At 73.5% G+C, this 12,340-nt stretch carries 8 protein-coding genes and 1 tRNA gene; 2 read left to right on the top strand and 7 right to left on the bottom strand.

What is annotated here, in order from left to right:
- Window positions 1–20 precede the first annotated feature (20 nt).
- Window positions 21–1,658, top strand: a complete 1,638-nt coding sequence (locus ACFRCG_RS09325) for an MFS transporter (RefSeq protein ID WP_380030181.1) — start codon at window positions 21–23, stop codon at window positions 1,656–1,658.
- Between the two features lie 221 nt (window positions 1,659–1,879).
- Here ACFRCG_RS09325 and ACFRCG_RS09320 read toward each other — a convergent pair whose 3' ends face one another.
- The 6 genes from ACFRCG_RS09320 to ACFRCG_RS09295 form a co-directional block, all read right to left on the bottom strand.
- The gene (locus tag ACFRCG_RS09320) at window positions 1,880–2,368 is read right to left on the bottom strand and encodes a YcxB family protein (RefSeq protein WP_380030180.1); all 489 of its coding nucleotides are present in this window, start codon (window positions 2,366–2,368) and stop codon (window positions 1,880–1,882) included.
- A gap of 73 nt (window positions 2,369–2,441) precedes the next feature.
- Window positions 2,442–4,130, bottom strand: coding sequence for a PrsW family intramembrane metalloprotease (locus ACFRCG_RS09315; protein ID WP_380030179.1), 1,689 nt, complete (start codon window positions 4,128–4,130; stop codon window positions 2,442–2,444).
- Window positions 4,131–4,269: 139 nt separating this feature from the next.
- Window positions 4,270–5,013 (bottom strand): tRNA (guanosine(46)-N7)-methyltransferase TrmB, encoded by a 744-nt coding sequence (trmB, locus tag ACFRCG_RS09310; RefSeq protein ID WP_380030178.1) that lies wholly within the window; start codon window positions 5,011–5,013, stop codon window positions 4,270–4,272.
- Window positions 5,014–5,025: 12 nt separating this feature from the next.
- The gene (locus ACFRCG_RS09305; protein ID WP_380030266.1) at window positions 5,026–7,293 is read right to left on the bottom strand and encodes an FGLLP motif-containing membrane protein; all 2,268 of its coding nucleotides are present in this window, start codon (window positions 7,291–7,293) and stop codon (window positions 5,026–5,028) included.
- A 52-nt stretch (window positions 7,294–7,345) separates the two neighbouring features.
- The gene (lhgO, locus tag ACFRCG_RS09300) at window positions 7,346–8,563 is read right to left on the bottom strand and encodes an L-2-hydroxyglutarate oxidase (RefSeq protein ID WP_380030177.1); all 1,218 of its coding nucleotides are present in this window, start codon (window positions 8,561–8,563) and stop codon (window positions 7,346–7,348) included.
- 86 nt (window positions 8,564–8,649) lie between these two features.
- Entirely contained in the window at window positions 8,650–10,044 is a 1,395-nt protein-coding gene (locus tag ACFRCG_RS09295; protein WP_380030176.1) for a cytochrome P450, read from the bottom strand.
- Window positions 10,045–10,302: 258 nt separating this feature from the next.
- Here ACFRCG_RS09295 and ACFRCG_RS09290 point away from each other — a divergent pair.
- A tRNA-Met gene (locus ACFRCG_RS09290) sits at window positions 10,303–10,376 on the top strand.
- Between the two features lie 73 nt (window positions 10,377–10,449).
- Here the strand turns inward: ACFRCG_RS09290 and ACFRCG_RS09285 are convergent.
- Window positions 10,450–11,796 (bottom strand): MFS transporter, encoded by a 1,347-nt coding sequence (locus tag ACFRCG_RS09285; RefSeq protein WP_380009202.1) that lies wholly within the window; start codon window positions 11,794–11,796, stop codon window positions 10,450–10,452.
- Window positions 11,797–12,340: the final 544 nt, after the last annotated feature.

Below are 12,340 nucleotides of genomic sequence, written 5' to 3'. Positions count from 1 at the left end.
ACGCTTGTACTGTTCCTGTCATGACCTCCACCGCAGTCAAGGCCGGCCGTAAGGAATGGATCGCCCTGACGGTCCTGCTCCTCCCGCTCCTGCTCGTGTCGATGGACATGGGCGTGCTGTACTTCGCGCTTCCGTTCATCAGCGACGACCTGGAGCCGACCGCTCCCCAGCAGCTCTGGATGATGGACATCTACGGCTTCCTGCTGGCCGGCCTGCTGATCACGATGGGCGCGCTCGGCGACCGGATCGGCCGCCGCCGACTGCTGCTGATCGGCGCGGCGGCGTTCGGCGCCACCTCGGTGGCCGCGGCCTTCGCGAACAGCCCCGAGATGCTGATCGCCACCCGGGCGCTGCTCGGTGTGGCCGGTGCGACGCTGATGCCCTCCACACTGGCGCTGATCCGCAACCTCTTCCACGACCCGGCCCAGCGGCGGACCGCGATCGCGATCTGGACCGCCGCGCTGACCGCGGGCGCCACGCTGGGCCCGGTGGCCGGCGGCCTGCTGCTCGACCACTTCTGGTGGGGTTCGGCGTTCCTGCTCAACGTGCCCGCGATGGTGCTGCTGCTCGCGGTCGGTCCGTTCCTGCTCCCGGAGTTCAAGGACACCGCCGCCGGTCGGCTGGACCTGGTCAGTGCCGGGCTCTCGCTGGTGTCGGTGCTCGCGGTGATCTACGGGATCAAGGAGACGGCGGCCGAGGGTGTGGCGCCGGCGTACCTGGCGAGCATCGTGGTCGGGCTGGTCGTCGGATACCTCTTCGTGCGTCGGCAGCGCACCGTCGCCGACCCGCTGATCGACCTCGCGCTGTTCCGCGACCGGGCGTACAGCGCCTCGATCGCGGTCAACGTGATCGCCGCCGTCGCGCTGATGGGTTCGGCCCTGTTCAACACCCAGTACATGCAACTCGTGCTCGGCATGCGGCCGTTGACGGCGGCGCTGTGGTCGCTCACGGTGATGCCCGGGATCACGGTCGCGCTCACCGTCTCCGGGATCCTGGCCAAGAAGGTCCGGCCCGGGTTCCTGATCTGCGGCGGCCTGCTCCTGTCGGTGGCCGGTTTCGTGGTGATGAGCCGGGCCCGTCCGGGCACGCCGCTGGTCGTGGTCCTGGTCGGCGCGGGTCTGGTCGCCGCCGGGGTGCTGATCGCGACCACGCTGACCGCCGAGATGGTGCTGACCTCGGCGCCGCCGGAGCGGGCCGGTGCGGCGGGGGCGACCTCGGAGACCGGCAGCGAGTTGGGCGGGGCGCTGGGCATCGCGGTCCTGGGCAGCATCGCCGACGCGGTGTACGGGCGGGACATGCGCGACGCGACGTTCGACGGGGTGCCGGCCGACGCGGTGCACGCGGCGAACGACACGCTGGCGGCGGCGAGCGCGAGCGCCGGGCGGGTCTCCGGCGGGGCCGGGGAGCACCTGCTCGACACCGCGCGGGACGCCTTCACGCACGGTATGCAGTACGCCACCCTCGGCGGCGCGGTGCTGCTGACGCTGGCGGCGCTCGGCGCGACCTGGCTGCTGCGGGGGGTGCCGGTGCCGGAGCAGGGCGAGCAGGCGGACCCGACCGAGCAGGCGGAGCAGGTCGAGGGCACGACGATCGTGAAGGCCACCGAAGGCGCCGCCGTCGTCCCCACGCACGTGGCCGAGGCGGTCGGCAGCCGCTGACGGATCACCGGCAGGACCCGAAGGCGACCTCGCGAGAGGTCGCCTTTGTGGTTGATGCGGGAAATGCCCGATGGACGAAAGCCATCGGTGTGCACGCAACCGGATAAACACGCCCGATCAGGTCGAATCGGCATTGTTTCTCGCCATTTCGAGCGGCTTCGGCGCGCCGAATGCCTGTGCGCACAGGTTTTCCACAGGATGTGGATCTTCCTTGTGGAAGATCAGCGCGCTGCCCGGCCCCGGCTGTGGATAAACGTCTCCAGTTCGAGGTTTTCCGCGTCGGTAAAGACCCGCCTCGGAATGGTCACCGCCTGGGTGGGACCGAACTCGAAGATCCACTGGGTGTCCACGCGGCGGACCTTGCGGAAGGTGCTCCACGGCGTCTCGCTGCGGGTGCCGCCGAGCGTGGTGACGAATTCCTCGTCGGTCAGCGTGACCTCGCAGGGCACGCCGTGCATGTGTTTGTTCTGCCGGGCGGCCTGGATCGGCGCCCAGAACCGCAGCGCCAACATCGCGACGCCGAAGCCGACGAAGGCCGACGGCCACAACACCGTGGTGCCGGTCAGCAGGGCCTGCGTCACCAGCACCACCCCGAGGGCCGCGAGCACCGCCCCGGCGCCGAGCAGTCCGCGAAAGAGGCCGCGGCGGAAGGCGAGCACGCCCTCCGCGATGTCGGCCTCGGTGGGGATGTAGGTGGTCGAGATATGCACCCGGTCATGGTCGCACGGGGGTCGGCCCGGCCCGATTACGGCTGCGAGTCGGGGCCGGGCCGTGTCCGGTGGGCTAGGCCCTGTCCGGCGGGGGCGGGTCGGCGGGCGGCTTCGGGGAGTCGCCGGGGCGGGCGTACCAGGCCGGAGGGCCCAGCGGTTCGGCCGGGGCGGGGACGCCGCCGTTGACCTGTGCCGGGGGCGGTGAGCCCCACGGCGGCGGGCCGCTCGGTGGGAGGGGACCCCATGCGGGATGCGCGGCCGGATGCCGGGCCGGCGGCATCCACCCGAGCGGCGGGCCGAAGGGGTTCACACCGGGCGGCGGGCCGTACGGGGCGAAACCGGTCGGGGCTCCGTAGGGCGCCATGCCGGTCGGCGGGCCGTATGGTGCCGCCCCCGCCTGCGTTCCGTACGGCATCGTCCCCGGCGCACCCCACCCCGGCGCGCCCCAACCGCCCGGCCCGCCGTAGGGCATCCCCCACGGCGGCATCCCCGGCGGCGGCTTGACGTAGCGCCACCTCGGCGACGGCATCGTGTGGTCGATCACCCGCGCGACGGCCGGCTTGGCCGCCCATACCCGTTCCAGCAACTCCCGTTCCTGCCCGGGGTACTCCGGCGCCGGACCGCGCCGCGACCGACCCGCGCGCCGCCGCAGCTCGGCGAGCAGCGTGGCATCGGCCTGATAGGCGCGCAGCCGCGCGACGCCCTCCGGCCCCAGCGTGGTCCGCGCGGTGCGCAGCGCGCGCGAGCGGTCCGCCATCGAGGACAGCAGCAGCGGTTCGTGCGGCCGGAACCAGCCCGCCGCGACGTAGCCCGGCAACTCGTCCTCCACCGCGCGCAACTGGTCCCGCCGCACGACCACCGTGTACCAGATCAGCGCGCCGAGGATCGGCATCATCACCAGGAAGTACACGCCGAGGAACGCCAGGCCCTGGGTGGCCGAGCCGTTCCAGGACGCGTGCAGCCCGACCGCGCACACGTACCCGGCGAGCGGGAGCAGGATCCGCGCGGGCCGCGAGCGGGCCAGGACCGCCAGGCCGAAGCCGAGCCCGATCATCGAGGTGAACAGCGGATGCGCGAAGGGCGACATGATGCCCCGGGCGATGAATACGCCCCACGTGGTGCCCAGGCCGTCGCCGTTGTCCTCGCTCGCCGCGAACTCGCGGCCGAAATAGAGGACGTTCTCGGTGAACGCGAAGCCCGCGGCGCTGATCGCGGCCGGGATCAGCCCGTCCAGCACGCCGCGGAACTCCCGCCGTACGGTCACGAACAGGAGCACGACCGCGAGCCCCTTGACGCACTCCTCGACCACCGGCGCCACGATGGTCAGCCCGAGCAGTTCGGCGTCCTCCTGGCCCTTGAGGTCCATCAGCTTGTCGAACGACCAGCTGTTCGCCAACAGCGCGACCAGGGCGCCCGCGCACGAGCCCCACGCGAACGCGAAGAGCAGGCTCTTCCAGGGCAGCGGCCGGACCCGACCCAGCCACACGATCGCGCTCACCACCAGCGGGGTGGGCACCAGCGCCAACAACGCGCCGACCAGGAGGCCCTGGGCGCCGATGGTGTCGCCGAGCATCACCGCGATGGTGATCGCGCAGCCGAGCAACGCCAGGACGAGCGCGGTTATTCGCGCGGTCTGGTTCGCCACGAGCCGGCGCGGCCACGACTTCTCCGCGGGTCCGGGTTCGTACAGGGCGAACTCGTACGCGGCGGGGTCCGCGGGGACGGGACCGGCCGGCGTGTCGGGTCCTTGCGATGCGTCCATATGGGGTGACGATAACGCCGCGCGGGGCCGCGGCGCGCCTCTCTCGGTCGGCTGTGACGTGGTCGGAATGGGTGACCCTGCCCGGATCGGGCCGCCGCCGGCCGCGCAGGCGCGGACCCGGGGAAAACCGACCCTCGGCTCAGCGCCGGCGGAAGAGCAGATCCGCGACGCGATGGCCCTTGGCCAGCCCCTGCTGCTCGAAGCGGGTGACCGGCCGCCACTGCGGTCTGGGCGCGTATCCCTCGACGGTGTTCACCAGTTCGGGCTCGGCGGTGAGCACGTCGAGCATCCATTCCGCGTAGGGCGCCCAGTCGGTCGCGCAGTGCAGGACCCCGCCCGGGACCAGCCGGGAGGCGGCCAGCGCCGCGAACGAGGGCTGGATCAGCCGCCGCTTGTGGTGGCGGGTCTTGGGCCACGGGTCGGAGAAGAAGATCCGGATGCCGGCCAGGCAGGCGGGCGGCAACATGTCCCGGAGCAGTTCGATGGCGTCGCCGTTGGCGACCCGTATGTTCGTCAGCCCGCGGCGCTCGGCGTCGTGCAGCAGGCTGCCCTGTCCCGGGGTGTGCACGTCGATCGCCAGCACGTTGGTGTCCGGATCGGCCTCGGCCATCGCCGCCGTGGTCTCGCCCATCCCGAAGCCGACCTCCAGCACGACCGGCCGGTCGTCGCCGAACAGCTCGCCGAGGTCGAGCCGGCGGTCCGCGACGTCGAAGCCCCACCGCGCCCACAACCGGTCCAACGCGTCCCGCTGGGCGAGGGTGACCCGGCCGCGACGCGGGGTGAAGCTGCGCACCGTCGCCATGTGGCGCTCCGCCGGATCGATCGACGCGACGTCCGGGACGGTCGAGGCGCCGGGCAGAGGGGTTACGGGAAGAGGGGACATAAGACCAGGATTTTACAGACCGGGATTCGGCGGCGGCGGGGACGAGCGGCCGACGGTCGGCGGCACGTTCGGCATGGGCGGCGGGGCGGTCGCCGGCCGGGGGACATCCGATCCCGGCGCGGTCGCCGGCCCGGGCACTCCCGAGCCCGACCGCGTCCCCCACGGCCCCGTCGGCGTCCCCCACGGCCCCGTCGGTCCGGGCGGCGGCGCCGGGCGCAGCCGGAACACCGCCCAGAAGCCGACCGAGACGAGGCAGAACGCGCCGAACACCCACACCGCCCGCGTCCACATCTGCCGCGTCGCGCCGGTGGTGACCCCGGTCGGGTCGAGCAGGGTGAGCAGGAACAGGAACACCGCGACCGCGTACACCGCCGCCCAGGCCCACCGATTCCACCGCCAGATCAACCGCCCGTCCAGCCAGGTGATCGGCAACAGGCCGAAGACCAGGCCGATCATCGCGGCGATGTAGATCTGGGTGAGCACGTTCTCCGCCAGCACCCAGCCGAAGGCAGGGGAGCCGTCGCCGGCCAGCACTCGTTCGACCGGGATCCGCCCCACCCACGCCGCCGCCCCGAGCCCGGCCAGTGCCCACGCGCCGAGCGCGGTGGCCCGCCCCTCCTCGCGCGCGGGCAGTTGCCGCAGCCCGGCGTGGGTGAAGGCCAGGAACAGGCCGTACACGTAACCCGGCACCAGATGCGCGGTCCGCGACACCACCCCGAGCAGCACCGCGACCACCAGCGCGCCGGGGATCAACTGCGGGAAGGCGCGGATGCGGGAGAGCCGACGACGGTACAGCTCGGCCGGCCCCGAGTAGGCGAGCACGGTCGACGGCACGGCGATCAGCATGGACAGCGCGAGCGCGTACGTGGCCCGGTCGAAGCCGATCGTCGGCTCGACCGCGACCGTGCACAGCGCGGACAACACGAGGAAGACGAGCACCTGGAGCCTGGGCGCACGCGGCATCGAGCGCGGCCGGGCCGCGCCCGGGCGCAGCCGGCGGCGGATCCGCAGCCGGTTCTCCTCGATCGTCTTGTTGAAGAGTTCGGCGGCGAAGCCCACCAACGGCAGGGCGAGCGCGGTGCCGGCGCCGGCCACCACCAGCGGGCCGGGGTGGTCGAGCAGGTCGCCGGGGGAGGGCAGGTCGAGGGCGGAGTCGGCGCGGTCGGCGGCCCGTGGCGCGACGGCGTCCGCCGCGCGGGCGTCCGGGCGCACGGTGAACGCGAAGCGCACCGTGCCGTCCAGCCGTTCGGCGGTACAGCCGGCCGTCAGCTCGGTCGGCCCCTCCGGCAGGCCGGCGGGCAGGGTCAGCTCGGCGTCGATCCGCCCGTCGGCGCCGACCGGCACCCGGGCCACGACCCGGTCGCCGCGCCGCAGCGCCACCTCGGCCGGCGCGCCGTCGACCGGGGCGGCGCAGCCGGTGAACCCGGCCCCGCTCGCCCGGATCCGGTCGCCGCCGCCGCGCGGGGCGGACAGGGTGAACGTGGCGGGGGCGAAGGCGACTTGGGCGTCGAGCGTCACACCGGCGTCCACCACGCCGAACCGGGCGTCGTCGGAGAGGCAGGCCACCGAGAGCCGGTGGGTGCCCCGGGTGGGCGTCTGCGGGAGGTGCACCCGCAGTGCCCGGGTCTCGGTCGGCTCGGCGGGGGCGTAGAACGTGGTGACGAAGCGGCCGTCCCACCGGAGTACGCCGTTGTGGTTGGCGGTGGCCGCGCCGCAGCGCAGGTCGGTCCAGACGGTGACCAGCCGGTCGGGCCCGGCGTCGGCCGGGTCGACCACCAGGCGCCGGCTCGTCAGGTTCGCGGGCGGCGGACCCGGCGCGGGGAAGCCGTTCGGGTTGCCCCGCTCGCTCGCGGGATACTCGAACGTGGTCTGCGCCAGCGGCGGCGCGAACGGCTCCGCGCCCCGGTTCGTGCACAACGTCCGGAAGCCCTGGTTGCCGAGGTAGACCGGCGGATCGAGGGTGAAGCGCACGGTGAAGCCGTGGTCGGGGTCCAGCGGTACGTCCGCCGCGATCAACCGGTCGGCGCCCTCGACGTTCGTGCGCAGCCGCGCGTCGAAGCCGATCAGGTCGATCCGCCCGGTGGGGCAGCCGGTGTGGCCGGTGCCCCGGATCGTCACCACGTCGCCCGGCCGCAGCGGCCCGCCGGGGGAGACGGTCAACCGCGCCCCCGGGGTGTCCGCGCGGGCCGGCGTCGCGCCGCCGAACAGAGGCGCGAACAGTGCTGCGCACAACAGCGGTACGACGCCCGCGAGCAGTGCGCGCAGGACGACGGGTCTCACGGCCAAGGCGGTTCCCCCGATCGGCAGGCCGGCCACCATGATCCACGGGCGGCTACCGTTTGGCGAGTTCGCCCAGCCGCCGCGCGACACGCTTCGCGATCTCGTCGCCGATCGGCAACGAGGCGGTGGCCGCCGGGGAGGGCGCGTTCAGCACGTGGATCGTGCGCCGGCCGCCGGTGATCAGGAAGTCGTCGACCAGCTCGCCGTCGGGCCGCACCGCCTGGGCGCGCACCCCGGCGGGCGCCCGGACCAGGTCGGCCGAGGTCACCTCGGGCAGCAGCCGCTGCACCTCGCGCACCATCGCCGGCTTGGCCACCGAGCGCAGCAACTCGCCCGCGCCGTAGCGCCAGTGCCGGCGGGCGATGTGCCACATGCCCGGGTAGGCGAGCGTCGCGGCCAACTCGCCCGGCGCGATCCGGGCCCACGAGTAGCCCTCGCGGCGCAGTGCCAGGACCGCGTTCGGCCCGACGTGCACGTCGCCGTGGATGCCCCGGGTCAGGTGTACGCCCAGGAACGGGAAGGCGGGATCGGGCACGGGGTAGACCAGGCCGCGCACCAGGCCGCGCCGGGAGGGCACCAGTTCGTGGTATTCACCGCGGAAGGGCACGATCCGGACCGGCGGCGGGTCGCCGGCGAGTGCGGCGATCCGGTCGCTGTGCAGCCCCGCGCAGTTGACCAGGACCCGGCCGCGCAGCTCGCCGAGGCGGGTCTGCACGACCACCTCGTCGGCGTGTACGGCGAGGTCGACCACCTCCGCGCCGGTGCGCAGCGAGACACCGCGGTCGTGCAGCAGGCGGACCAGGGTCCGGCACACGTCGAAGTAGTCGACGATGCCGGTGGAGGCCACGTGCAGGCCGCCGACGGACAACACGTGCGGTTCGTGTTCGCGGACCTGCTCGGTGGTCAGCTCGGCGACCGGCACGCCGTTGGCCAGGCCGCGCTCGAACAGGGTGCGCAGGCGCGGGAGTTCATGCACGCTCGTGGCGACCACGAGCTTGCCCGGGACGTCGTGCGCGATGCTGTGCCGGATGCAGAAGTCGACCATCCGCCGGGCGCCCTCGACGGCGAAACGGGCCTTGAGGCTGCCGGGGCGGTAGTACAGGCCGGAGTGGATCACGCCCGAGTTGCGGCCCGTCTGGTGGGCCGCCCACGAGGTCTCCTTCTCGACGACCGCGACGGTGCGCCCCGGGTCCTGTTCGGTGAGCGCGTAGGCGGTGGCGAGCCCGACGATGCCGCCGCCGATCACCACCACGTCATGGGTCAAGGTCATGAGCCCACCTCCGGCTTTCGACCCTAGACCGTCGCCGGCCGGCGGGCGGGGCGGATGTGGGGACTCGGGGGTGGGCGCGGTGGGGGTCAGCGGTTGCGGAGCCAGCGGGACGGGCTCCACCACGCGGTGGAGGTGGTCGGGGCGGCCGGGGGCGGGTCCGCGGCCGGGGCGGGCCGGGGCGCGGGCTCGGGTGCGGGCTCGGCGGGGGCCGGGGGCGGTGGGTCGAGCCTGGGCGGCGTGGCGGCGGCCGGCTCCGGCCAGGGGGTGCCGCCGTGTACGGGCTGATCCGGGGTGAAGACGACCGGCAGCGCGGTCAGGCCGCGGATCCACGGGGACGCCTGCCAGGTCAGCTTGCGCGGCGGGACGGCCAGGCGGATGTCGGGCAGCCGGTCCAGGAGGGTGTCCACCGCGGTCTGCGCGATCAGCCGCGCGGGCCCCTGGAACGGACACGTGTGCGGGCCGCCGCCCCAGGCCAGGTGTGCCCGGTTGCCGGTCAGCTCGGTGCCGGGCGGACGCACGGCGGGATCGGCGTTGGCGCCCGCCAGGCCCAGGACCAGGAAGTCGCCGGCGCGGATCGCGGTGCGGCCGAGCAGGGTGTCCTCGGTGGCCCAGCGGCCCGCCACGTTCTGCATCGGCGGGTCCAGCCACAACACCTCGTCGAGCGCCTCGTCGGTGGTCCGCCGGCCCCCGGTGAGGGACGCGTGCAGCGTGTGGTCGGTCAGCAGGATGCGCAGCGCGTTGCCGATCCAGTTGACGGTCGGCTCGGTCGGGGTGATCACGAGCAGGTCCTCGATCACCTCGGCGTCGGTCAGCTCGGAGGGGTGCTCGATCAGCCAGGACGCGATGTCCGCGCCCGGCGTGACGCGCCTGGCCTCGACGAGGTCGGTCAGCATGCGCAGCAGGACCCGCTGATGCTCGGGCGCGTCCGGGCCGCCGTCGAAGAGTCCGTTGATCACCCGGACCAGGTGCGGTCCCTCCAGGGCGGACAGGCCGATCAACCGGCCCATCGCCAGCAGCGGCAACCGCTGCGCGTACTCCGTGAGCAGATCGGCCTCGCCCCGGGCGACGAACGTGTCGATCAGCGAGTCGGCCATGTGCTCGATCTCGCCGCGAAAGGCGCGCCGGTCGATGCGGCCGAGGCTGTGCGCGACGGCCGTGCTGTGCCGGCGGTGCTCGGCTCCGTCGGTGCACAGGATCGACGGGCGATACTCGACCATCGACGCGAGCGGCCAGTCGGCCGGGACCAGGCCCTTGATCCGGTCGCGCCACAACCGCGAGTCGTGCGAGAACAACTCCGGGTCGCGCAGCACGGCCAACGCCTCGGCGTAGCCCAGGACCAGCCACGCCCGCACGCCGCCCTCCAGCACGACCGGCGCCACCGCGCCGTGTTGTTCGCGCAACTCGCGGTACAGCCCGGCCGGGTCGGTCTCGAAGCGTGGGCCGGACAGGGCCACGTACGGGCAGCCGGATCTCTCGGTCATCTCGGGACACACCCCGCTCCGCCGCTGCCGCGGCTGTCGCCGGCGCACATCGGCCCGCCCCCGGTAGGCGACCCGCCTTCTACGGCCCGGAACCATATCGTGCCCGCCGCCGTTTGCCACCGGGTCGAATCGGGAGGGAACGGCCTTTTCCCGCAAGGGAGTCGGTGCTCGGCGCCGGCCGTGCGCGGCCGGCCGGGCCGGGCGTCGCGGATATTGGTCACGGGCGCGTCCGCGATGGCGTACAGTTGGGTTCACCGACGCGGGGTGGAGCAGCTCGGTAGCTCGCTGGGCTCATAACCCAGAGGTCGCAGGTTCAAATCCTGTCCCCGCTACTTGGATCGCAGGCCCGACATGCAAATGTCGGGCCTGCGGCGTTTTTCCGGGAACGGATCCGCCACCGTCGGTTCAGGCGGTGATGCCGGCGACCAGGCGCGCGCGGTCGGTGAAGTCCTTGACCGCTCGGACGTCGGCGTACGGCTTGAGGCCGACCAGCAGGTTGTTGAGGTAGGCCGCGTTGCGGGACGAGTGCACGCGGTCGGCGATCTCCAGCGCCTGCCGGCCCGCCGCGCACGCCGCCTCGACCTCGCCCGCGCGCAACTCGGCCTGGGCGCCCACCGCGAGCCGCAACCCGTGCGAGCGCTGGTACGCCTCGCCGCGCAGCCCGGCCAGCGCCTGCACGGTGAAGTGCCGGGTGCGCTCGGGCACGCCGAGGTCGCGGTAACACTCGGCGCCGTCGGCACACAGCCGGTCCCAGGTGAAGAAGTCGATCCACTCCGGGTCGTCGTCGCCGGAGCGGGCCCGCTCCAGGTGCGCCTCGGCCGCGTTCAGCGCCCGCCCGCACCCGGCCGCGTCACCCCCGCGGGCGTGCGCGCGGGCCTCGACCAAATGCAGGAAGCCGGTCACCCGCGAGGTCGCGATGCCCTTGTTGCGCTCGATGGCCGCCTGGGCCAGGTCGACCGCGATGTCGGGGTTGCCGCGATACGTGGCCTGCAGACTCATCGAGGCCAGGACGTAGCCGCCCAGCGGCACGTCGGCCGCCGCCCGGGCCAGCCGCAGCGCCTGGATGTAGTAGCGCTGCGCCACCTCGTGCTGCCCGGTGTCGAACGCCATCCACCCCGCCAGCCGGGACAGTTCGGCCGTCGCACCGAACAGCCGACGGCCCACGTCGTCGTGGTAGCTCCCGCGCAGCAGCGGCGTGGCGTCGCACCGCAGGCACTCCGGCACCATCGACGCCCGCCAGTCGCCGCCCCCGTACTTGCTGTCCCAGCGGCGGGCCTCCTCGGCCGCCTCGCGCAGTTTGGTCACGTCGCTGTGTCCGACGTGCGGGCCGCTTCCGCGATGCTCGGCGCGGGCGTCGGCCGGGGTGATCAACCACCGGGCCATGGGGGTGCCGTAGGCGGTGACGGCGAACGTCCCGGCCAGCAACTCGCGTCGATTCACGTGGTCGTGCCTCCACAGGTCGGTGGCGGTGCGAACTGCCTCCCCGACATCGCGTGGGAAGGCCAGGCCGAGATCGGGATCCACCGGCCGACTGTCGTCGAGGCCGATCTCCTCCAGCGGCACCGGGCGGCCGAGCCGCTCCGCGAGCACGGCCGCGATCAGGTGCGGCACCGGGCCCTGCGGAGTCATGCCCTTGCCGACCCAGCGGGCCACGGAGGTCTTGTCGTAGCGGAGGGACAGGCCGCGCCGGGCGCCCAGGTCGTTGACCCGACGGGCGAGTCCGGCGTTGCTGACCCCGGCGACGCCGAGCAGGTCGCCGAGCCGGCCGTTGGGCCCGCGTTCGCGCGAGACCCGCGGACGGGCGTCGACGGGATCGGAGGTCGCGGGTCGCGACGCCGGGGAATCGAGGAGGGGTCTCACGCCGGCGCCCGCCGGGGAATCGCCGAAGGAGTCGTCGGCCCCGGCCCCGACGCCTCCGCCTACCACTCCCGGATCCGGGACCTCCCGGTCCTCGAGGCCGGAGCCCGAACGCCCCGACCGATCCTGCTTGGGACTGCCGCGCATAGTTTGCCCCCAAAGGCAACCCTCCGTCCGCCTCAGCGTAACCGGGCCGGCCACCGTCGGTAAGGGAGATATTCGCCAATCCGGGGTCTCGTCCGAGGTGTTGCCTCCGACCCGGCCCTTCGGGCCGTCCGCGGGGCAACCCTCGGCCAAGCAATCACCAAGCCGGGGAGTCAATCATTGACAGACCGTACTTGACGACACGTCAGTACGCAGGCACGGTCAAAAGGAACCATGCGCCGGGTGCGTGTCCCCGTGCGCCGTCGAATGCGCTCTACTCAGGCTTGCCTAACCT

It is taken from the genome of Embleya sp. NPDC056575, from assembly GCF_042793325.1.
Taxonomy (GTDB): Bacteria; Actinomycetota; Actinomycetes; order Streptomycetales; family Streptomycetaceae; genus Embleya.
This window is presented reverse-complemented; position numbering and strand designations above follow the sequence as displayed.